Source organism: Paenibacillus kribbensis, assembly GCF_002240415.1.
Lineage (GTDB): Bacteria > Bacillota > Bacilli > Paenibacillales > Paenibacillaceae > Paenibacillus > Paenibacillus kribbensis.
In genome coordinates, this window is the sequence record NZ_CP020028.1 from 857,959 (window position 1) to 879,778 (window position 21,820).

18 protein-coding genes are annotated in these 21,820 nt (G+C 48.0%); all 18 read left to right on the forward strand.

Annotated features, from left to right (window positions below; all coding sequences use genetic code 11):
• Positions 1–69 precede the first annotated feature (69 nt).
• The 18 genes from B4V02_RS03840 to B4V02_RS03920 all read left to right on the forward strand — a co-directional run bounded on the left by B4V02_RS03840 (position 70) and on the right by B4V02_RS03920 (position 21,787).
• Positions 70–1,860, forward strand: a complete 1,791-nt coding sequence (locus tag B4V02_RS03840; protein WP_094153807.1) for a cache domain-containing sensor histidine kinase — start codon at positions 70–72, stop codon at positions 1,858–1,860.
• A complete protein-coding gene (locus B4V02_RS03845; RefSeq protein WP_094153808.1) occupies positions 1,853–3,493 on the forward strand; it encodes a response regulator transcription factor in 1,641 nt (546 codons plus the stop codon). Before B4V02_RS03840 ends, B4V02_RS03845 begins: the two co-directional genes overlap by 8 nt.
• Before the next feature lie 372 nt (positions 3,494–3,865).
• Positions 3,866–5,272, forward strand: a complete 1,407-nt coding sequence (locus tag B4V02_RS03850) for a cytochrome ubiquinol oxidase subunit I (protein WP_094153809.1) — start codon at positions 3,866–3,868, stop codon at positions 5,270–5,272.
• Positions 5,259–6,272: a cytochrome d ubiquinol oxidase subunit II gene (gene cydB / locus B4V02_RS03855; protein WP_094153810.1), complete on the forward strand. Its 1,014-nt coding sequence runs from the start codon at positions 5,259–5,261 to the stop codon at positions 6,270–6,272. Before B4V02_RS03850 ends, cydB begins: the two co-directional genes overlap by 14 nt.
• A complete protein-coding gene (gene cydD / locus B4V02_RS03860; protein ID WP_094153811.1) occupies positions 6,272–8,077 on the forward strand; it encodes a thiol reductant ABC exporter subunit CydD in 1,806 nt (601 codons plus the stop codon). Before cydB ends, cydD begins: the two co-directional genes overlap by 1 nt.
• Positions 8,058–9,866 (forward strand): thiol reductant ABC exporter subunit CydC, encoded by a 1,809-nt coding sequence (gene cydC, locus B4V02_RS03865; protein ID WP_094153812.1) that lies wholly within the window; start codon positions 8,058–8,060, stop codon positions 9,864–9,866. Before cydD ends, cydC begins: the two co-directional genes overlap by 20 nt.
• A 216-nt stretch (positions 9,867–10,082) precedes the next feature.
• Positions 10,083–10,922, forward strand: coding sequence for a sensor histidine kinase (locus B4V02_RS03870; RefSeq protein ID WP_094153813.1), 840 nt, complete (start codon positions 10,083–10,085; stop codon positions 10,920–10,922).
• A complete protein-coding gene (locus tag B4V02_RS03875; protein ID WP_094153814.1) occupies positions 10,919–11,587 on the forward strand; it encodes a response regulator in 669 nt (222 codons plus the stop codon). Before B4V02_RS03870 ends, B4V02_RS03875 begins: the two co-directional genes overlap by 4 nt.
• Before the next feature lie 130 nt (positions 11,588–11,717).
• Complete coding sequence (locus tag B4V02_RS03880) at positions 11,718–12,134, forward strand: cupredoxin domain-containing protein (RefSeq protein ID WP_094153815.1); 417 nt, start codon at positions 11,718–11,720, stop codon at positions 12,132–12,134.
• Between the two features lie 209 nt (positions 12,135–12,343).
• Positions 12,344–13,855 carry a nickel ABC transporter substrate-binding protein gene (nikA, locus tag B4V02_RS03885; RefSeq protein ID WP_094153816.1) on the forward strand — a complete coding sequence of 504 codons (1,512 nt, stop codon included), beginning with the start codon at positions 12,344–12,346 and terminating at the stop codon, positions 13,853–13,855.
• Positions 13,852–14,793 (forward strand): nickel ABC transporter permease, encoded by a 942-nt coding sequence (gene nikB / locus B4V02_RS03890; protein WP_094153817.1) that lies wholly within the window; start codon positions 13,852–13,854, stop codon positions 14,791–14,793. Before nikA ends, nikB begins: the two co-directional genes overlap by 4 nt.
• Positions 14,790–15,593 (forward strand): nickel transporter permease, encoded by an 804-nt coding sequence (gene nikC, locus B4V02_RS03895; RefSeq protein ID WP_094153818.1) that lies wholly within the window; start codon positions 14,790–14,792, stop codon positions 15,591–15,593. The genes nikB and nikC overlap by 4 nt, the downstream gene beginning before the upstream one ends.
• Before the next feature lies 1 nt (position 15,594).
• On the forward strand, positions 15,595–16,413 hold the full coding sequence (locus B4V02_RS03900) for an ATP-binding cassette domain-containing protein (protein ID WP_244188447.1): 819 nt from the start codon (positions 15,595–15,597) through the stop codon (positions 16,411–16,413).
• Between the two features lie 18 nt (positions 16,414–16,431).
• The gene (locus B4V02_RS03905; RefSeq protein WP_094156932.1) at positions 16,432–17,217 is read left to right on the forward strand and encodes an ABC transporter ATP-binding protein; all 786 of its coding nucleotides are present in this window, start codon (positions 16,432–16,434) and stop codon (positions 17,215–17,217) included.
• Positions 17,218–17,449: 232 nt separating this feature from the next.
• Complete coding sequence (locus B4V02_RS25810) at positions 17,450–17,614, forward strand: hypothetical protein (RefSeq protein ID WP_157739704.1); 165 nt, start codon at positions 17,450–17,452, stop codon at positions 17,612–17,614.
• A 497-nt stretch (positions 17,615–18,111) separates the two neighbouring features.
• On the forward strand, positions 18,112–19,125 hold the full coding sequence (locus B4V02_RS03910) for an ABC transporter permease (protein WP_094153819.1): 1,014 nt from the start codon (positions 18,112–18,114) through the stop codon (positions 19,123–19,125).
• 15 nt (positions 19,126–19,140) lie between these two features.
• Positions 19,141–20,043, forward strand: coding sequence for a carbohydrate ABC transporter permease (locus B4V02_RS03915; RefSeq protein ID WP_068503294.1), 903 nt, complete (start codon positions 19,141–19,143; stop codon positions 20,041–20,043).
• A 49-nt stretch (positions 20,044–20,092) separates the two neighbouring features.
• Positions 20,093–21,787 carry an ABC transporter substrate-binding protein gene (locus B4V02_RS03920; RefSeq protein ID WP_094153820.1) on the forward strand — a complete coding sequence of 565 codons (1,695 nt, stop codon included), beginning with the start codon at positions 20,093–20,095 and terminating at the stop codon, positions 21,785–21,787.
• The last annotated feature ends 33 nt before the right edge of the window (positions 21,788–21,820 follow it).

Consider the following 21,820-nt stretch of genomic DNA (forward strand, 5'->3'; position numbering starts at 1 on the left):
ATATACGTTGAGATGTAGGATGTGAGATATACACGAAAATGTAAGCGCTTATTTTATTGGGGGGATGGCATGTATCGTGGAGTAAGGCATTTGATGAACAATATGCGCATGCGCAATAAGCTGCTCTTCTCCTATGTGCTGATTGTCATGATCCCGGTGCTGGTGGTGGGTGGCTGTGTTACTTTTTATTTGCGTCAGCAGGCACTCGACAGTGCGATTGCCCAGACGGTAAACAATGTGGAAAAGATTAAGAGCCAGACTGCCAATTTACTGCGCGTGCCAACAGATATTTCAAATGGACTGATGTTCGATAAAAGGCTCAAGGAAATGGCGAACCGTCGTTATTCAGGCATGGTTGAGCTAATGAATGCGTATCATCAATACAAGGATTTTAATGAGTATGTGCAGCAGTATCGAGAAATTGCTACCATTCGGTTTTATTCGTACAATCCGACGCTTGTCAATAATCTGGAGTTTATTCCAGTGGACTCCGGCATAGAGCGTCAGGAATGGTTTAAGACGGCTTTGAAGGGGACGGCGATTAACTGGTTTTATATTCAGGATAAGGAGGATAATCCGGTTAATCGCTTGAGTCTGGTGCGGCAAATTCCGTTTCCTGAATACCATACCAAGGGAGTTTTGATGATAGCCCTGAGTCAGACGGAGCTGAATCATATGCTGAGCAAGGAGCAGTTTGAAACACTGATTGCGGATCGCAACGGGATTGTGGTTGCAGCAACTAATCCGCAGTCGGTGGGGCAGACGTTGGCGGGTTTACATCTGGGCTTTGATGTCCAGCGGGCGGGCAAGGGGATATATGAAGCCAAAATAAACGGAAAGCCCTCGAACATTATTGTGGATGAGCTGCTGCCGACCTCAAGTGTGAGCGGATTCACCATTATTTCAGTGTTTTCGACGGAACATATCGTGCAGGGGGCGAACCGGGTCAGCCTGATTGGTGCATTATGTGTTCTTGCGGTACTGATCATGGCGCTGATTTTGATTACCATCATTTCGTGGCTCATTACCAAACGGCTGCAGCGGTTGAGCTATGAACTGGATAAAGTAGCCTCAGGTGATTTCCATGTGGTGTCAAGTGTGGAGGGAAGGGACGAGATTGGGGATTTATCCCGCCGTTTCAACTATATGGTGACCAGCATCCGCCAACTGATGACGCAGGTATACGAAGCGAGTGAGCAAAATAACAGACTCGAACTGGCGCAAAAGGATATCAAGCTAAAAATGATGGCCAGTCAAATTAATCCGCACTTCCTGTTTAATGCGCTGGAATCCATCCGAATGAAGGCACATCTGAACGGGGAAGCCGAAATTGCAACGACGGTGCGCTTGCTTGGCAAGCTGATGCGGCGGAATCTGGAGATTGGCAGCGGTACAACGACGGTGCGTCAGGAACTGGATATGGTGCGGTCCTATTTGCAAATTCAGCAGTTCCGATTCGGAAATCGTTTGATCTATGAAGTGAATCTGGAAGAGCACGCTGAGGACATATCTATCCCTCCTTTAATCATACAGCCGCTGGTGGAAAATGCAGTCATTCATGGCCTCGAAAATAAGGAAGAGCCGGTCACGGTAAAAGTAGATATCACAATGGAGCAACGAGAACTCCACATTAAAGTAGCAGATGATGGAATCGGCATGGAAGCAGAGCAACTGGCCTGTCTGCTGGCACGTATCAGGGGAACGGATGAGCCGGAAGGGAGCAGTATTGGTCTGCGTAATGTTCACCAACGTCTAATGTTGATGTATGGCGAACGTTATGGTTTGCAGATTGAAAGCGTGTTGCAGGCAGGAACAGCTGTATATTTTTCCATACCCAAGGAGGAGGATTCGAATGTATAAAGCGATGATTGTGGATGATGAGCCTGCGATTCGAGAAGGACTTTCCTCCATTATTGACTGGGGGGATTGTGGCTTTCGGATTGTAGATACAGCAGGGAGCGGGCGCGAGGCTTTGGAAAAATTCGAAGAGCACCAGCCGGAGCTGGTTATTGTCGATATTCGTATGCCAGGCATGAGTGGGCTGGAGGTCATACGGAGCATACGTGAAATGAACAGTGAGCCGTTCCATTTTCTTATATTAAGCGGATATGCAGACTTTGATTATGCCCGGCAAGCCATGGGTTTCGGAGTGGATGGTTATTTGTTGAAGCCCGTCGATGAGGAAGAGATGACGGCAGAGCTGAAACGGGTGCGGCGAAGCATTGAGGACGAAAAGGAAAACGGCAAGTGGGGAGGTGCTTCTCACCATGAGCGTGATTGGATTGAAGCACTGCTGTTTCCGGTTCAAGCGGATGGGGCTATATGCGATACAAGGGAAATTGGTAGTCCTTTGGATGAAGAGATACGACAAAATGAACAGCACGAGCAGCATCTGGCACTGCCGGCTTTGGATTGGGACAGCTATCAGATTATTCTTCTGGATCTGCGGATACCTGACTGGGATCGGCAAGCCCGGCAAGCAGCAGCCAAACAGCGTCTGGCAGAGATGTGCCGGGAGCAGGGCAGAGGCATGGTGTTTGAGGCCGGAATCTATACAGGTCTGCTGCTTCCCGCCACGGTGAGAACGGAGGAAAAGGCTGCTGCGCTGCTGGCAGCCTGGCGACAAGAGCTAAAGCCGTGGGCAACCGAGATTTATGCGGCTGCTGGTGATCCGGTGGCGAAATTAACCGATATTCCCAGCTCTTTTGAACAGGCGCTGCGGCTATTAGAGCGTACCTTTCTGTTTGGGATGGAAAGGGTGATGCTCTCCAGTGATCTGCATCAGTTGGAAGCGATGAACGCCGATATGGACGAGGCGTCCAATAAAACTGCAGACCCCGTGCGTTACGCAGAAAAGCTGTACTATGCGCTGGACATGGCAAGCCGGGAAGCGGCGCTGCGTGTATTAAAGGAAATGAAAGTCCAATTTCCTCAGGTTTATCGCACAGAAGCTGCAATTAAGGCGGCATTTGCCCAGGCGTTTACATTGGCGCTCAATAAGTATGCGACTGGACAGGATCAGAGCCGAGCGGTGTTGGAGGAGCATTCCAGCTTGATTACCGATGTATATGCCCATTCTACACTGGGAGAGCTGGTCGATCACTCTGTTGAGCATATTTTGCAATGGATAGGTCAGACTGATTCAGGCGACAAGGAGATCATTATGAAGCAAATGGTAGATTTCATACATAGTCACTATGATGAAAATTTGCGGCTGGAGTTATTGGCAGACATGTTCAACTACAACAGTGGTTATTTGGGCAAACTGTTCAAAAGCCATACCGGCGAGGCTTTTAATGCCTACCTGGATAAAGTAAGGATTGAGCGAGCCAGGGAATTGCTTGCACAGGGAATTAAGGTGCATCAGGTAGCAGGTCGTGTGGGGTATGCGAATGCTGATTATTTTCATAGTAAATTCAAAAAGTATGCTGGGATGTCGCCTTCCTCCTACCGTAATCGGGTTCAGAATGACGGAGGGACGGATGGCTGTTAATCGATTCCCTTGGTTTCACTCTATGAAGTCTCTCTTGTTAGATGTCGGAGGAAGATTCTCCGAACGAAGAGAGATTTTTTTGTGCGAAAAAAATAAGTAGATCAATCGCAAATGTCACACTCATTAGAGAATTTGAGCTGAATTCATAAATTTGCCATCGTTACGACACAACTTTGACACGATGTTCACACTTTCGATTCTATTTCATTCAAATCTATTCTATATAATGTTGTTATTCTGAAGTCGGGTCATGATAAAAAATGATCCATTCATATACAATAACGTGAATATTATCACAAAGTTTGAATGTTGGCTTCAGAAACTAATTTAGCATGCGGTTCTTAAGAGAAGCACAGGGGGAGGAATAACATCATGGACGTATTAGAATTGGCACGGTTGCAGTTTGCGACAACTACGATTCTTCACTTTGTTTACGTGCCGATCTCCATTGGATTGTCATTGTTGGTGGCGATCATGGAGACCATGTATGTAATCAAAAAAAATGATTTGTACAAAAAAATGGCTCAATTTTGGGGGACGTTTCTGTTAATCAACTTTGCAGTAGGCGTGGTAACCGGGATTTTGCAGGAATTTCAGTTCGGGATGAACTGGTCCGACTTTTCCCGTTTTGTCGGCGATGTATTTGGTACACCGCTGGCGATTGAAGCGCTGCTTGCATTTTTTCTGGAATCCACCTTTATCGGCTTATGGGTATTCGGTTGGGAAAGGCTGTCCAAGGGTGTCCATTTAATTTGTATGTGGCTGGTTTCTATCGGTACGATGCTCTCGGCTTTGTGGATTCTGGCTGCCAATTCGTTCATGCAGCGTCCCGTAGGATACGGGATCGAAAATGGACGTGCAGAAATGCAGGATTTTGCTGCTCTGCTAACGAACGAGCAGCTTTTGTGGGAGTATCCTCACACCATATTTGCCGCCATTGCAACCGGGGCTTTCCTCGTAGCAGGCATTAGTGCCTGGAAGCTGATGCATAAAAAGAATATGGACTTTTTTAAACCTTCTTTTAAATTGAGCATTATTGTTGGATTAATCAGTGCTATTGCTATTCCTATGTTTGGTCATGGACAGGCTCAATATTTGGTCAAAACACAGCCCATGAAGATGGCTGCCAGTGAAGCCTTATGGGAAAACAGTGGTGACCCGGCGCCTTGGACGGTTGTAGCAGATATTGATCCTGATCAGCAGGAAAATACCTTTGAGATTAAAGTTCCGTTTGCACTGAGCTTTTTGTCGTATAGCAAGTTTTCCGGCTCCGTGCCTGGTATGAAGGAGCTTCAGGCACAGTATGAAAAAACCTATGGTCCGGGGGATTATATTCCACCAGTACGTACTACCTTCTGGAGCTTCCGCATTATGATTGCGGCGGGATGTGCCATGATTGCACTTGCTCTGTACGGAGCTTACCTGAGTTTTCGCAAAAAATTGGAGGGCTCTCATCGTTGGTTCTATCGTCTGATGCTGTGGGGGATATCGCTCCCATTCATCGGGAATACTGCGGGCTGGATTATGACCGAAATGGGCCGCCAGCCGTGGACGGTGTTTGGCTTGCTTCAAACGAAGGATTCTGTTTCACCTACCGTTGTAGCAGGAGAAGTGCTGTTCTCGTTGATTGCATTTACGACGCTGTATCTCGTTTTAACGGGTGTACTGGCATTCCTGTTTGCTCGTACAGCTCGTAAAGGTCCAGATATAGAGCCGCATCAGCATACGGTCATTCATGATCCATTTGCTCAAGGGGGTGACACCATTGTCGTTAAATGATTTATGGTTTTTGTTGATCGCTGTGCTGTTTACCGGCTTTTTCTTTCTGGAGGGGTTTGATTTTGGCGTAGGGATGGCGACGGGGTTGGTGCCGCGTAATGACCAGCAAAAACGTTTGATGATCAATACGATTGGCCCGTTTTGGGATGCCAATGAGGTGTGGCTGATCACAGCAGCAGGTGCGATGTTTGCCGCTTTCCCGCACTTTTATGCGACCATGTTCAGCGGATATTATCTGGTATTTGTGTTCATCCTGCTAGGTTTGATCTTGCGTGGAGTTTCCTTTGAATTCCGTGGCAAGGCAGAAGGCAAGTGGTGGACAGACACGTGGGATGCTTGCATTCTAATAGGCAGCTTCCTGCCGCCGATGCTATTTGGTATGGCCTTTGCCGCTTTGGTGAGAGGTGTGCCTATCCAGCAAAACATGGATTTAAAAGCGGGATTTTCCGATGTGTTCAACGGATATACGGTATGGATCGGACTGACCGTAGTCGGGATGTGCCTGATGCATGGACTGACGTTTGTTTCTTTGCGGACGGTTGGAGAGGTGAGAGATCGCGCTCGTATGATCGCGTCCAAATTCCTGCCAGTATTGGGTATTTTACTTGCCGGAATGGTGGTATGGACTTATTTTGCAACAGACTTATTCGCACGTCGTGGTCCTTTTATGTATGCCGCGGTTGCGGTCGGAATTATCGCCTATGTGCTCGCATGGTATTTCCTGAAGCAACGTCGTGAAGGCTGGGCCTTCGGAATGACGGGTGCCATCATTTTGCTGAGCTTCGTTTCATTATTCGTCGGCTTGTTCCCGAGATTTATGGTGAGTTCGATCAACAGCGCATTTGATTTGACGATTTATAATGCAAGCTCCAGTCATTACACGCTGAAGGCCATGACGATTGTTGCAGCAACGCTTTTACCCTTTGTGCTGGCCTACCAGGCGTGGAGCTATTTTGTTTTCCATAAGCGTCTCAGTGAAAAGGATCATTTGGAATACTAATGGATAAAGCATGGTTTGAATTAAAGGGCATTCGGCCGGTCATGCTGCTGCTGGCCGCCCTTTCCCTTCTCCAGGGGGCCGCTGTGATTGCGCAAGCGACCTTTTTGGCGAAGGCGGTGACGATTTTATTTGAACAACATCCGCTGGTGATGGCTTGGCCGTCACTGGCGCTGTTTTTGGCGGCTTTTGCAGCAAGGCATACGGTGATCTGGCTGCAACGCCGGACAGCAGGCCGTTTTGCCGAAGCATCAGGCGCTTCCTTGCGGGAGCGTCTGCTTGCACGTTTGTTCGAGCGTGGGCCGGGGTTTGCCGCGAAGGAAGGCAGCGGCAAGCTGGTAACGCTGGCGCTGGACGGAGTGGACCGTTTTCGCACATATTTGGAGCTGTCCATCCCTCGTATGATGGATATGCTGGCTGTAACTTTACTGGTGCTTGTATATGTTTTCACATTGGATGTCATTTCAGGTGTCATTTTGACGACGACAATGCCGATTCTGGTGGGCTTCTTTATTTTGCTTGGCTTGGCGGCGCGTAAGCAGGCAGACAAGCAGTGGCGTTCCTATCGTCTGCTGTCGCATCATTTTACGGATTCGCTGCGTGGGCTACAGACCTTACGATTCCTGGGCCGCAGTCGAGAGCATGGGGACACCGTTGGGAAGGTTAGTGACCAGTACAGGGCGGCAACGATGCGTACGCTGCGAGTAGCATTTCTTTCCTCGTTTGCTCTCGACTTTTTTAGTATGCTGTCAGTTGCTTTTGTAGCGGTAGGCTTGGGGTTGCGCCTGATTAGTGGATCGGTGGGCCTGGAGGCAGCGCTTATGGTACTCATTTTGGCACCGGATTATTTTATGCCAATCCGTCAGTTGGGATCAGACTATCATGCCTCGCTAGATGGCAAGGAGGCTTGGGGTGCGATGCGATCTATTCTGGCTAAAGATGAACGACATACCGATTCCGCAGATGTCTCCACGGGTCATGGCAGCGCGGTTAATGCTAAAAATGGTGGTAATGGCGGCAATGGTAATGGCCTAGCTATCACAGGACAGGAAACCCTGAGGCTGTCGGATGTATGCCTCCTCAATGAGGACGGCTCGGCAAGGCTTGATCATGTATCTGCAAGCATTGAGCCGCACGTGAATAGGATTGGCATCGTTGGAGCCAGCGGCGCAGGCAAAACAACGCTGCTCAGTTTGCTTGGCGGCTTTGCCGATCCGACTGCGGGCGAACTGAGCCTGAATGGATGCCCTTTAGCCGGTGATGCCAAAGCCGAATGGCAGCGGCACATTGCCTATATTCCGCAGCATCCATATCTGTTCAGCGCTTCTTTGGCGGATAATATCCGCTTTTATGAGCCGGAGGCATCGAACGAGCAGGTGGAATGGGCGATTGACGCAGTAGGACTCCGCGAGTTGGTGGATGGACTTCCGGGCGGGTTGAATGAGCCTATTGGTGAAGCGGGTCGGACGCTGAGTGGAGGACAGGCGCAGCGGATTGCCTTGGCGCGTGCCTTGCTGAGCAATCGTCCGGTCATTTTATTGGATGAGCCAACGGCCCATCTGGATATTGAGACGGAATGGGAGCTGAAGCAGACGATTTTGTCCGTTTTGCAGCACAAGCGAATCTTTCTTGCCACCCATCGGCTCCATTGGATGCCGGATATGGATTGTGTCTGGATGATGAATCAAGGACGTCTCGAAGAAGCAGGCACTCACAAGCAATTGGTTGCACGCAAGGGAGCATATTTCCGATTGCTGACAGGAATGACGGAAGAGGGGGGCGGACGATATGAGAGTGGCGGACAATAGCGGTCAAGGCTGTTTTTTGTCTTATTTGAGACAATATTGCTGGGCCTTTCTGGCGGCTGCTCTTTTGGGTGCACTAGCGATTGGTTGTGCTGGTGCTCTGCTCTTTACGTCAGGTCATCTGATTACCCGTTCGGCTCTAAAACCGGAAAATATATTGATGGTGTACGTACCGATTGTGCTTGTGCGAACATTCGGTTTTAGTAAAGCTGTCATTCAATATCTGGAGCGTTTGGTAGGACATGATGCAGCGCTGCGACTGGTGTCCCGTATGCGGGTACGGCTGTACCGGGCAGTGGAGCCGCAAGCGCTGATGATCCGCAGCAAATTCCGTACAGGAGACCTGTTGGGATTGCTGGCGGAGGATATTGACCAGCTTCAAAATATCTATTTGAAGCTGGTCCTGCCTGCCTTATCGGCGCTGCTGATTTATGCGGCAGGCATCTCGGCGCTTGGATGGATGGACGGAACTTTTGCTCTGCTGATGGCGTTGTATTGTGCATATTTGCTTTTGATTGCCCCGGCCATATCGCTGTGGACCTCACTCGCCAAACGGCGAACGTTCAAGCAGGAACGGAGCAAAGCATACCAGGAGCTTACCGATGCTTTGTTCGGTATGAGTGATCTGGTGCTGAGCGGGCGGACTGAGCATTTTCTCGCTTCCTTTGCAGGGCGGCAAAACAAGGCTGCTATGGTGGAAAATTCCCTTCGACGGGGCGAGTGGCGCTCTCATTGGATTGCACAATGCGTTGTCGGCGGCGGAATTGTGATCATGACCGTATGGGCCGGAGGGCTGGTAGCACAAAATCACCTTGAAGCCACATGGCTGGCCTCCTTTGCGCTGGCGGCCTTTCCGCTGCTGGATGCCTTTGTTCGTGCCGGAGAAGCGGTGGTTCATGCACCGGAGTATCAGGATTCGCTGCGACGATTGAAGGATACGGAGAAAAATACGCATACACCTGCTGTGCTTGCAACGTCAGCTGCTGTGGATAAAGGACAGCGAGCAGCAGATATCACAGCTGAAGCAACGGGGGCACATGCTGCTGTGCATCAATCTGGCAACGCAGGCGAGCTGCTGTTGGACAACGTGAGCTATCGCTATTCGGAAAAACAGGCTTGGAGCGTGCGCAATATTTCCATGCGCGTGCCGCAGGGAGGCAAGGTTGCGCTGCTTGGCCGCAGCGGTGCGGGCAAGTCCACGCTGCTGAACCTCATTCAGGGAGCATTGCAGCCGGATGAAGGGAGCGTCACCGTCGCAGGTACACCCGTCTATACGGGTGGAGCATACTCCAGCTTGTTTGCGGTATTAAACCAGCAGCCGTATTTGTTCGATACGACGGTGGCGAATAATATTCGATTGGGGCGACCCGATGCTTCGCTGGAAGAGGTTCGTGTGGTAACGGAGCAGGTGGGGCTTGGAGCTTTGATTGATTCTTTACCGGAGGGCTACGATACCCGGATGCAGGAAACGGGCCTTCGTTTTTCGGGTGGAGAAAGGCAGCGCATTGCACTGGCGCGGATTTTGCTGCAAAATCATCCGATTGTTTTACTGGATGAGCCGACAGTAGGGCTTGACCCGCTGACAGAGCATGAGCTTATGCAGACGATGTTTCGTGTGCTGGAGGGCAAAACACTGATCTGGATCACGCATCATCTGACAGGCATGGAGCATATGGACGAGGTGATCTTTATGGAGCAAGGCGGCATTTCCATGCGAGGCAGTCATGAACAGCTTTGGCAGGAGCAGCCCCGATACCGTAACCTGTATGAGCTGGATCATCCGCGTCTGTGACATCACAGGAAAGATCAAGCCTCGATAAAATAATTCCAGCATCAGGAGCCGGCGCAGATATGTCCGGCTTCTTTTACTTTTCTATCGGCTGTTGGATCAAGCTTGTTCTGAATCAGCAAAAAAGTTATGCTTGTGAGGCCTAAAGACACTCGGAACGGTTTAAACCACTGATCTGCTTGGTTGGTGCATTTTTCATACTGCTGCAAGGAGGCTCGTATGACGTATAAACAAATTAAATGGATGATTTTATTTGTACCTACACTAACGGTTGGAGCTTGGGAATATGTGAGACACCAATTTTTGCTCTCTTATATCTCAATGAATGTGGGCAACTGGCTTACTCCGGTCATCTTGTATTTGGTCAGTGTAACGCTGTTGACCAAGCTTTTTCGTATGCTGGAGCGTATTCAGATGGAGCTGCAACACGAACGCGCGGCCAAAGCCGCCTTTGAAGCGAGGGAAGAGCTTGCCAGGGAGCTGCATGACGGGATAGCCCAATCCCTTTTTTTATTGTCTGTCAAAGTGGATCGGCTGGAGCACAACGGCGATCAAGGGCAATATCGTCAGGATATTTATAAAATCAGAAAGACCGTCCACGAAGTGAACCGCTATGTTCGTCAGGCGATTGCCAATTTAAGATTTGATCCGACCCCGGGCGAAATGCTGGCAACCAACGAATCCCTGGACTACAAGGTGCGGCAAATGATTCACGAAATTCCTGTGCATGTAGATATTCAGTGGACGATTCCTGATGCCGCGCTGACTCCCAAAGAGAAGATAGAGCTTTTGGCTTGCATTCGTGAGGCGGTTGTCAATATTGAAAAGCACTCAGGGGCTTCCAAAGGATGGATTACCGGGGAAGGTGACCAAGATCAATGGAAAGTTATCGTCAAGGACAACGGCAAAGGCTTGACCGCTGATCCTTTTCAGTTTAAAGACCGATATGGTCTGAATATCATGAAGGAAAGAGCGGAGGATATGAACTGGACGCTCCGGTTTTTGTCAGATTCTTCGTATACCACAGTGGAAATATCCAAAGAGGGAGAACACCAATGACGCATATCCGTGTGCTGGTCGTAGATGATTCTGCTCATGCTCGTGAAGCTATCTGTGAAATATTAGCCATGGATCAAAGCTTTGAAATCATCGGTGTGGTAGACAACGGTGAAAAAGCAATTGAATTTACCGGGCAATGGCTGCCGGATTTGATCCTGATGGATATTTCGATGCCCGGAATGGACGGGCTGGAGGCTACACAGCGGATTAAGCTCTTGTATCCATATGTGAAAATAGTGATGATTACCGTGTCGGATGATATGATTCATCTGCTTGAAGCTTTGAAGCGAGGTGCCCAAGGCTACCTGTTAAAAAACATAGCGCCCTCCACATGGCTGGAGTACCTGCATTCTATTGTGAATGAGGAAGCACCGCTGAGCCGGGAACTGGCTTTTCAAATCTTGAAAGATGTTACTATAACGGCAAAAACGGCGAAAAAGGAACCGCAGGTCTATCTTACTTCAAGAGAGCAGGATATTTTGTATGGGGTGGCCGCAGGGTGGACCAATAAGGAAATCGCTGAAAAATACGGTATTTCAGAGTATACGGTAAAAAATCATCTGAAAAATATTTTGCAGAAGCTGCACGTTCAGAACCGTGTACAATTGACGAGATACGCGTTGGAAATGGGGCTTGTTCCTGATGATCCCAAATTCAAGCCATAACCTTGTTGTTTTGTGACACTATTTTCACAATATAGCTCGAATGAGGTATTTTAAATTTTGATTAATTTTTATATACTGGTTGGAGTTGATGCGTCACATGTAGACAATCAACTGGAGGGAGCTGATATGAATGAAAGCACTCATCTCTAAACATTGGCATTTGCTGCTGATTGGTTTTGTAGCGCTGATCATGGGCGGGTTTGTCTTGTTCTATTTTCAGGGGAGCGCGTCGTCGTTTCCAGCCAGTCAACCTAAACAAGCTCAGGAAGAGCCAGACAAGTCCCAATACGAGATGGTTACAGTGGGTGTAAAAGGGGACGGTTTTTATCCTAAAAATATTGAAGTGAAAGCCGGCGTTCCGACCAAAATCAATTTCAAGAAAATGACATCCTTTACTTGCATTGACGAAGTACAGTCGTTGAAGATCGGAATGGACGTTTTCCTGGATCACGAAAATAATTATTTTACCGTCAAGGACCTGAAACCAGGGGTATATGAGTATAATTGTGGCATGTACATGTACTACGGGACGATCACGGTAAAATAAATCAATATCAGCTTTCCGGCATATTTGTGCTGGGAGGCTATTTTTTTGCCTTCATACAAAGGAATCAATGACAATAGTCACAAAATGTTCAATGTTAGAAGGCGGATATAGCTCAAGTGGGTCAGGTCATGACAAGAAAAAGGAAGGTATGATGGAAGGAAACGATAGAGAAATGAAGGGGAAATATGAAAAAAAGAAGATTCATCCCAATGGTATGTATGCTTTTGAGCATAGCTTTACTGGCTGCTTGTTCCGGTACGAAAGAGAGTTCAACGCAAGCAACGCAGCAGGCAAAGAAAGAACTGACCTTCCTGTTTAATTTCGCCAGTCAGACCGTTGATCCCAGTCTGGATTACACGCCGTTAAGAGCCGGAGTCGTGGAAACGTTGGTTAAGCTGGACGAGAACGTAAAAATCCAGCCGTGGCTGGCTACCCAATGGTCGAGCAAAGACGGGCAAAATTGGGAGTTTCAGATTCGTGACGGTGTCACCTTCCAAAACGGAAAAAAACTGACCGCAGAGACAGTCAAGCAATCGCTGGAACGCTCGATAGAGCTGAATCCGGGGGTTAAGCAGGTATTGCGAATTAAATCCATGAAAGCCTCCGGACAAACGCTGCGTGTGGTCACGGAAGAATCATTCCCGCAGTTCCCATCCGAGCTTGTTCATCCCAACACAGCCATTCTGGACACGGAAGCAGCAGAGCCGGATAAAAAGCCAATCGGTACAGGGCCTTTCCAAGTGGAGTCCTTCACCGCAGGCACATCATTAAAGCTTGCCCGTTATGATGGATATTGGAGTGGGGCGGCCAAGCTGGACCGGGCGGTTTTTGCTTTTAACGAAGATGCGAATGCGCGTTTATCCGCTATTTTATCCGGTGACGCAGATATCGTTTATCGCCCGCCTGTTGAAAGCATGGACAGAATGAAGCAAGATACTCAGCTCAGGTTGGACTCCGTGGTTAGCTTGCGCACGCATGAGCTGATTTTTAACACGAAAAAGCCTCTGCTCCAAAATGAGAAGGTGCGCAAGGCTTTTGATGCCTTGGTCAATCGCGAGGAGCTGAAGGACGCCATTATGGGCGGGCAAGCTACGGTGGCACAAGGTCCATTTTTGCCTGATTTCCCGTTCGTACCGAAATATCCAACCCGCAAGACCGGGACTGAAGAAGCGCTCAAGTGGTTTAAGGAGGCCGGACTTCAGGTGGACAACGGCAAAGTCACACAAAACGGGAGGCCCTTAACCTTAAAGCTGGTGACCTACGCATCCAGAGCCGAGTTCCCGATCTTCTCACAGGCGTTACAATCGGAAGCCAAGCAATTAGGGATTACGCTGCAAATCGAGCAGGTTGAAAATTACGAAGACTATTTAATGAACGATACGACCTGGGATTTGGGCATGTACAGTCCGTTGATTGCGCCCCGGGGGGATGCCAGCTACTTTTTGAATGTATCGTTTTTACCGGACGGAACGCTGAATTATGGAAAAATAAACGATGAATTGTTGAATAAATGGATTTACCAGCTGGATCAAACCGTAGATACAGCAAAACGAAATGAACTGATAGCTCAGGCGCTCACGCGAATTAATGACCAGACGTACTATTCCTATATGGTGCATCCGAATACGCTGGTTGTTTATAAAGACAGTGTGAAGAACTGGGTAACCAGTAAAAGCGAATACTACATGCTCACCAATCAGTTGGATGTTGAAGCCAAATGATTCAGTTGCTTGGCAAAAGGCTGATCGAGTTTTTTCTGTTTATTTTTATTCTATCGCTTATCAGCTTCGCGGGAATCAAGCTTGCTCCGGGAGATGCTGTGCGGCAATTGCTTCGTGTAGATGATGTAGCAGTTACGAACGAGCAAGTGGAAATCCAAAGACAGATTATGGGCCTGAATGAGCCGATTATCGTGCAATACTGGGAATGGCTCTCAAAATTTATTCGTTTGGATTTGGGAACTTCCTACATGACACATCGTCCGGTAACAGAAGAAATATGGACGAGGATGCCTGCGACGCTTCTTTTGACATTTACTTCCATTGTGGTGTTGATCGCAGTTGCGGTACCGTTAGGCGCTTGTTCTGCCTTGTATCCCAAGAAGTGGATTGATCGAGTCAGCCGGGTACTCGCGATCATGGGAGCATCCATCCCCAGCTTTTGGCTAGGACTTCTGCTTATTGAGGGGTTTTCGGTGCGGTGGTCGATCTTCCCGTCGATGGGCAACGGAACTTTGATGCATCTGGTGCTGCCTTCGCTGACATTGGGACTGACGATGGCTGCGGTATATGTACGTCTTATTCGTTCCAGTCTGTTAAACAGCTTGAGTCAGGATTTTATCCTGGGGGCAAGGTCCAGAGGAATTGGAAGGAAGCGTATTTTTTGGTTGCATGCGTGTCGCCATAGCTTGACTCCAGTCATGACCATGTTTGGTATCAGTGTGGGAAGCTTGCTGGGGGGAAGTGTCGTGGTAGAAACGATATTCGCCTATCCGGGACTGGGAAAGTTTATTGTGGAAGCCATTCATAACCGGGATTACCCGATCATTCAGGGATACATTTTATTTATGGGTGCTATCATTATGCTGCTTCATGTGGTGACGGATGTAACAGTGGGATACGCGAATCCTGAAATCCGCTTGAAGGAGGGAGGACATTGAGTAAATCCCGGCTTCCTTTATTATTGTTTATCGCTGGAATAGCTGCATTGTTCATCCTGCCTGAGTTTATGAAAAATGATCCGTTGCTCGTATCGCTCGCACGAAGACTTCAATCTCCAAGCGGCGAGCATTGGTTGGGTACGGATGGCCTTGGCAGAGATGCGCTGTCGCGGTTGGTATATGGGGGGAGAAATACGGTTGGGGCGAGTTTGTTGATTCTTATTCTTTCTCTGAGTATTGGTATTCCAGCCGGGGTAATCGCAGGGGTGATGGGCAAAGGAATAGACCGCTTGTTCATGCGGGTGTCGGATTCTTTTTTGGCTTTTCCCGATTACTTGATTGCCATCGTACTGACGGGCTTGCTCGGGCCGGGTATTGTCAACCTGATGATTGCGATTGTATTCGTAAAATGGGTGGCTTACGCTCGTTTGGTGAGAAGCAGTCTAATGGCAGAAAAAGAGAAGGAATATATCTACAGTGCCCGCTTGAGCGGAGTACCAACGTTTCGATTGGTCCTCCGGCATTTGCTGCCAGCGGCTTTCAGAGAAATTGTGGTTGTAGCCACACTGGATATGGGCAAAATCATTTTAATGATCGCGGCTTTATCCTATATTGGACTCGGACTACAGCCGCCTGCTCCCGAATGGGGGGCGATGCTGAATGAAGGGCGGGCTTATTTCCACAGTTCTCCGCTGGCGATGGTCATTCCCGGTGTAGCCATTATGCTGTTCGTCCTTTTATCTAATCTGATCGGGGATCAGTTACGGAATAGTCTGGATCTTCGACCATGGGGGAAGTGAAATGATGAATCTGCTGGAAATAGCCGGCCTGCATCTGAAGTCTGGGCAAGGCACAATTGTGCGTGATCTCGATTTATCCGTTAGCGCGGGACAGTGTCATGCATTGATTGGTGAAAGTGGGAGTGGAAAAAGTATGACCTCGCTGTCCATTGGCGATCTGCTCCCTGCCACGGTTTGGGTGGAATCCGGCAAGATCGAATGGTGCGGAAGCTCGTTACTCGCTCTGTCCAAGAAAGATAGAGAGCGTCTACGAGGCAAGGAAATCGCTTATGTTTTTCAGGACTACGCTAGCGTGCTTACTCCGTTTATGACTATAGGCAAACAATTGGACGAAACGCTAAAAGCACATCATATGCAGGATATGCTGGATATGCCGGAACGCAAAAATCGAAAAGAGCGCATTGTGCAAGCCCTCGAACACGTCCGATTGCCAAAAGAAATATATAACCGTTACCCATTTCAGCTTAGCGGGGGCCAGCTACAGAGGGTCTCGCTTGCAGTAGTCATCATGCTGGAACCCAAGCTGCTGATTTTGGACGAGCCTACCACAGCATTGGATCAAACGAATGCCAACGAAATTTTACGCATCATTTCAGAGCTGAAAGAACGCACCCGATGTGGCATTTTGTTCATCTCCCATAATCTGAGAAACGTCAAGCGTTATGCTGATCAAGTCACTGTAATGCGAGAAGGCCAGGTTATTGAAACGGGAAGCACGTTGCCATTGTTAAACAGTCCAAAGCAGTCCTACACCCGAAGGCTGATTGAAGCCATTCCATCCTTGCGTCCATCAACGGAAGCCGTGCATGAATCCATATAGAAAGGCGGTAAAATGTTTATGAACCCGAAACTTGTACCTGAACTTCTAGTCGTACAGGACATTCAAAAATCTTACCGCAAAAAGAACAAAGTGCTCGACGGGGTATCGCTGACGATTCGAGCGGGTGAATGTGTGGGTCTGATCGGTGAAAGCGGTTGTGGGAAAAGCACATTGGCACGTTGTATCATGCTCATGCAAGGTGTAGATTCGGGAGCAATCTGGTTTCAGGGGAATCCTGTACAAGCGAGCAACCGGGAATCGTTAAAACGTTATAAAGGACAGATGCAGGCTGTATTCCAAAACCCGTCTGCGGCGCTGAACCCAAGGCTTCGTTTATTGGAATCTGTCATGGAGCCCTTGGATCAGTTGGAACAAAAGGTTCCAGCTTTTTTGAAGGACTGTGGTCCAGACAGAAGAGAAATAGCAGGGAAGCTGCTGGAGTGTGTGGGCTTATCACGTGAACTGCTGGATAGATATCCGCATGAAATCAGCGGTGGCCAGAAGCAGCGACTTTGTATGGCAAGAGCTATTAGCGTGGAACCGGCACTCATTATAATGGATGAACCCACATCCAGCCTGGACACCTTAATTCAGTCAGAAATGCTAAACTTGCTCAAGGAGTTGCAGGGTAGGTTGGCATTTTCGTATTTGTTTATATCCCATGACTTACCTGTGGTGCAATATATGTGTGACCGGGTGCTGGTCATGCACGAAGGCCGTTTGGTGGATGAGTTTGTAAAAGAGGAATTATTTGCTCCGGACAGACATCCATATACCCGCCAATTGGTTGCAGAATATGATTGAGGGTACACTCCCAAGTATCGTCTTTTATTCGTCTTTTTTCATACCTGTTTTCTCCCAGAAACGTCCTCAGTATATTGCACATGTTATAAGCTGCGCAGTACAATGAAGTATACACCGAAACTACCACTTGCTTAATTCATACTTATGAATCGAACAACTTGGGTAAATACTTTAGCCTAAAAAGTATTGTGTGGAGGTGCTCGAAGTGTGTAGCAATCAGGAGGAGAAAAATATGCCCGTAACTGAAATTAAACCTATTCGTCCAACTCAGGCTATTTTTAATGAAAAAGACGCACAAAAGTTTGATAATTACGCTAATCAAGTGGCTAAAACTAAAAGTGTAGGAATGGATCGTATGCGCCAAATGATGCGTGAATTCAAAGAGAAAAGGAAGTAGACCTCCGGTATGCTTGAATATAGGTACATTTGTGAAAGTGATAAAGAATTGATTGAGCAGTTCAGTGCGATGATGAGCCTACTGTAAGGTCTTTTCTTGTGGAGAATGCTTTAAAATTGGAGAATTATAAGTACATAAATTGAAAGGGTTTCTATTTTTTTGTTCTTATTTTAAATTTTCAAGATGAAGTTCTCTAGAAGAGTAAGGGTATCATAAATGAGTCTGTAAGCAGCTTAAGAGGCTGCTTTTTTTTGTTGTTACTCCCTTCAAAAAGATTTTCCTCAGGGAATTTACATAAAAACGGAGCAGGCGGAATGGTGCTGTACAAGCAACAGCGATGGGAAGCACCATCCGCATGCGTAGTGGCACAAACGTAATTTTCAACTCCACCCCCCATATATCTAATTTTGAACTGATTTTTCTCCTAATTCGTCGGGTATCAGCTTCTGATCCGGCACAGTATGATAATAGTAACTACATACGAGGAGGAGCTTGCTATGGAATCTTCAACTGAAACCGCTTCCAATACTGGTGCTGTGATTCCTGAATCCAATCGGGGCAGACCGCGTAAGGGACGCGGACCGGAGCCCGGACGTGGCAAAAAAGGCTTGTGGGACAGTGTGAAGCAGCAAAAATATCTTTATTTTATGTCCATTCCTTTCGTCATATGGGTGTTTGTTTTCAGTTATCTTCCGCTGTGGGGCTGGACGATGGCCTTTCAAAATTATAAGCCGGCCAAATCCTTCTGGAATCAGAAGTGGGTGGGATTCGACAACTTTGTTGAGCTTTTTCAGGATGAACGATTTTATCTGGTATTACGCAATACGCTGGCGATGAGCCTGATGGGCATTGTGTTTGGCTTTGTTGTACCGATCTTTTTTGCGATTTTATTAAATGAGCTGAGGGGAATGATGTTCAAGCGTTTCGTGCAGACGGTATCTTACCTTCCGCACTTTGTATCCTGGGTGGTGGTTGCCGGATTGGTTACCAAGATGCTGTCCATTGATGGGGGGATCGTTAACGATATATTGATAGCGCTTCATATTGTGGATGAGCCGATTCAATTCATGGCCAAGGGGAGCTGGTTCTGGTACATTGTAACCGCTTCCGACATATGGAAAGAGACGGGCTGGAATACGATTATTTACTTAGCCGCGATCACTGGAATAGACCAGGAGCAGTATGAAGCTTCGCGTGTGGATGGGGCAAGCCGCTGGAGACAGATGTGGCATATTACGCTGCCGGGCATCCGCTCGACCATTGCCGTTCTGTTTATTATGGCGATTGGGCATCTGGTCAGCAACGGTTTTGAAAAGCAGTTCCTACTGGGCAACAGCCTCGTAACGGATTATTCCGAAGTGCTGGATTTGTATGCATTGAATTACGGGATTAATTTGGGCCGCTTCTCTTACGGGACGGCGATCGGTATTTTCAACTCATTGGTCAGCATTCTGTTGTTGTTTACGGCAAATGGCATATTCAAGAAACTGACCAAAGAAAGCATCATGTAGGGAGGGAGAGGCGAAATGACGAACAAGGCTTTTAACGCGACCCGGTCTGAAAAGATGTTTGATCTGTTCAACTATATCCTCATGGCATTAATCGTGGTAGTGACGCTGTATCCGTTTCTGAACGTACTTGCAATTTCCTTGAATAATTCGACGGACACAGTTCGTGGCGGCATTTATATATGGCCCCGCCAGTTTACACTCGAAAATTACAAAACGATTTTCCAATACGATGGCCTTCTTCAGGGTCTGCAGGTATCGATTTTACGTACAGTGGTTGGAACGGTGCTGGGGCTCATTTGTGCATCTATGCTTGCATTTACGCTAAGCCGGGTCGATTTTCGCGCCCGCAAGTTCATTTCCACGTTTCTGGCATTGACGATGTATTTTTCCGGCGGGATGGTGCCTGTGTTTATTTTGATGCGTGATTTGCATTTGCTGGGCACGTTCTGGGTATATATTTTCCCGACGTTGATTAGCGCGTTTAATGTATTTGTCATTCGTTCCTTTATGGATGGTTTGCCGTATGCGCTGCAGGAGTCTGCCAAACTGGACGGAGCGAACGATTTTACAATATACTGGAAAATTATTTTGCCGCTGTGCAAGCCTGTGCTCGCGACAATTGCTCTGTTTTTGGCGGTGAACCAGTGGAACGCGTGGTTTGATACGTATTTGTACAACGGGACAGCTTCACAATGGACAACGCTGCAATACGAGCTGATGAAGGTACTGCAAAGTACACAGCAAGGCGGCTCCAGCATGACCAACAGCAATGATATGGCGAAGCAAATGGCACAGATTTCGCCAGAATCCATCAAAATGGCAATTACGATTACGGTTACGCTCCCCATCCTGCTGGTATATCCATTCCTGCAAAAGTATTTTGTAGGCGGCATGACGCTGGGCGCAGTGAAATCATAACAGTTAAATCATAACAGTCCAATCATTAAAAACACAGGAGGTTTGGAACATGAAAAAACACTGGTCCAGATTTGCACTCATTCCCTTGCTTGCGGTATCACTTGCTGCACTGGCAGGCTGTGGCGGGAGCCAAAACGCAGCAAAGGAAGGCTCATCCAGTGGAACCGATCCGATAACGTTTAGCTTTTTTGGGGCTGATCCAAGCCCGCAATGGAGCGGCATGAAGGATGAAATAGGCAAGGAAATCACGAAAAGAACGGGTGTAACCCTGAATGCTGAATTTGATGTCAGCGGCGGGGGCGGGAATGATCGCATTTCTTTGATGGCAGCGAGTGGAGAGTACCCGGATCTGGTTTCTGCCAAAGCAAATATCAGCAAGCTGGTGGACGCCGGAGCGATGATTGATCTGACGGATCTGATTAACGAGCACGCGCCGAATCTCAAAAAGCTGTACGGTCCCTATATGGATCGGCTGAAATACAGCAACAAGGATCAGGCCATCTATGTCATTCCTACGTACGCAGGTGTGGGGCAGAAGAGCTTTGATGCGACGGGTGGATTTGAAATCCAGCACAGAGTACTTAAGGAACTGGGGTATCCGAAGGTGAAAACATTACAGGATTTTGAGAACGTACTCAAAACCTATGCAGCCAAACATCCGACCATTGACGGTAAAAAGACCATTCCTCTCACGCTGGATGCGGACGACTGGAGAATCATGATTACCGTAACAAATCCTGCCTTCCAGACGACAGGAGCGTCGGACGATGGCGAATATTTTATTGATCCCAAGACGTTTGAAGCCAAGCTTCATTACAAGCGTCCGGAGGAAAAGGAATATTTCCGCTGGTTGAACCACATGTACAATGAAGGGCTGCTGGATAAGGAATCCTTTGTGCAAAAAAGTGACCAATACAAATCCAAAATTGCCAGCGGTCGCGTCCTCGGTCTGATTGACCAGGAGTGGGGCTATCTGGAAGCTGAAAATGCGTTAAAAACGTCAGGCAAGGCCGATGCCAGCTATGCGCATTTTCCGGTTACACTTTCGGAGGAATATAAGGATCATTCCTTTCAGGATGCAGGCTTCATGTCCGGTTATGGTGTAGGCATTACAGAGAGCTGCAAGGACCCGGTGCGGGCCATTAAGTTCCTTGATTATCTGGCTTCCGATGAAGGACAGGTGCTGGTGAACTGGGGAATCGAAGGCAAGCATTATGAGATCAAGGACGGCAAACGCATCATTCCGGCAAATATACTGGAGCAAAAAACGAACAACGCCACCAGCTTCAACAAAACAAGCGGAATGGATCTGTACACGCTGATCAGCGGACACTATGGTGATGGTGTGAAAGATCCTACGGGGAACTACTATACTACCAAATTCCCGGAACAAATTATCGCAGCCTATTCGGAGCCGGAAAAGGAGTCGCTCAAGGCGTATGGCGTAAAAACGTGGAAGGATCTCTTTCCGAGCGAAAAGGAATTTGACGTCAAGCCATGGGGTGCAGCCTATAACCTGACGACAGACAATGAATCCAACTATAACGTTACGTTCAAAAAAACGACGGACATTATCCGCAAGCGTATACCGGAGGCTATTTTGGCACCGACTTCCAATTTTAACACCGTGTACGACAACATGATTAAAGAGCTGGATGCGGCCGGCGCCGTGCAAATGGAACAGCAGTACACGCAATTGGTGAAGGACAGAGTGGAGCTATGGAGCGGGAAGGCCTCTAAATAACGAATCCGTTTAACCAAGCTTTGATTGCCGGAT

Coding starts and splice junctions, on each gene's coding strand:
- cydC (WP_094153812.1), top strand. CDS start 8,058: ATGAGAGTGGCGGACAATAGCGGTCAAGGCTGTTTTTTGTCTTATTTG.
- nikB (WP_094153817.1), top strand. CDS start 13,852: ATGATTCAGTTGCTTGGCAAAAGGCTGATCGAGTTTTTTCTGTTTATT.
- B4V02_RS03915 (WP_068503294.1), top strand. CDS start 19,141: ATGACGAACAAGGCTTTTAACGCGACCCGGTCTGAAAAGATGTTTGAT.
- B4V02_RS03910 (WP_094153819.1), top strand. CDS start 18,112: ATGGAATCTTCAACTGAAACCGCTTCCAATACTGGTGCTGTGATTCCT.
- B4V02_RS03850 (WP_094153809.1), top strand. CDS start 3,866: ATGGACGTATTAGAATTGGCACGGTTGCAGTTTGCGACAACTACGATT.
- nikA (WP_094153816.1), top strand. CDS start 12,344: ATGGTATGTATGCTTTTGAGCATAGCTTTACTGGCTGCTTGTTCCGGT.
- B4V02_RS03900 (WP_244188447.1), top strand. CDS start 15,595: ATGATGAATCTGCTGGAAATAGCCGGCCTGCATCTGAAGTCTGGGCAA.
- B4V02_RS03845 (WP_094153808.1), top strand. CDS start 1,853: ATGTATAAAGCGATGATTGTGGATGATGAGCCTGCGATTCGAGAAGGA.
- B4V02_RS03905 (WP_094156932.1), top strand. CDS start 16,432: ATGAACCCGAAACTTGTACCTGAACTTCTAGTCGTACAGGACATTCAA.
- B4V02_RS03920 (WP_094153820.1), top strand. CDS start 20,093: ATGAAAAAACACTGGTCCAGATTTGCACTCATTCCCTTGCTTGCGGTA.
- B4V02_RS25810 (WP_157739704.1), top strand. CDS start 17,450: ATGCCCGTAACTGAAATTAAACCTATTCGTCCAACTCAGGCTATTTTT.
- B4V02_RS03870 (WP_094153813.1), top strand. CDS start 10,083: ATGACGTATAAACAAATTAAATGGATGATTTTATTTGTACCTACACTA.
- B4V02_RS03880 (WP_094153815.1), top strand. CDS start 11,718: ATGAAAGCACTCATCTCTAAACATTGGCATTTGCTGCTGATTGGTTTT.
- B4V02_RS03875 (WP_094153814.1), top strand. CDS start 10,919: ATGACGCATATCCGTGTGCTGGTCGTAGATGATTCTGCTCATGCTCGT.
- cydD (WP_094153811.1), top strand. CDS start 6,272: ATGGATAAAGCATGGTTTGAATTAAAGGGCATTCGGCCGGTCATGCTG.
- B4V02_RS03840 (WP_094153807.1), top strand. CDS start 70: ATGTATCGTGGAGTAAGGCATTTGATGAACAATATGCGCATGCGCAAT.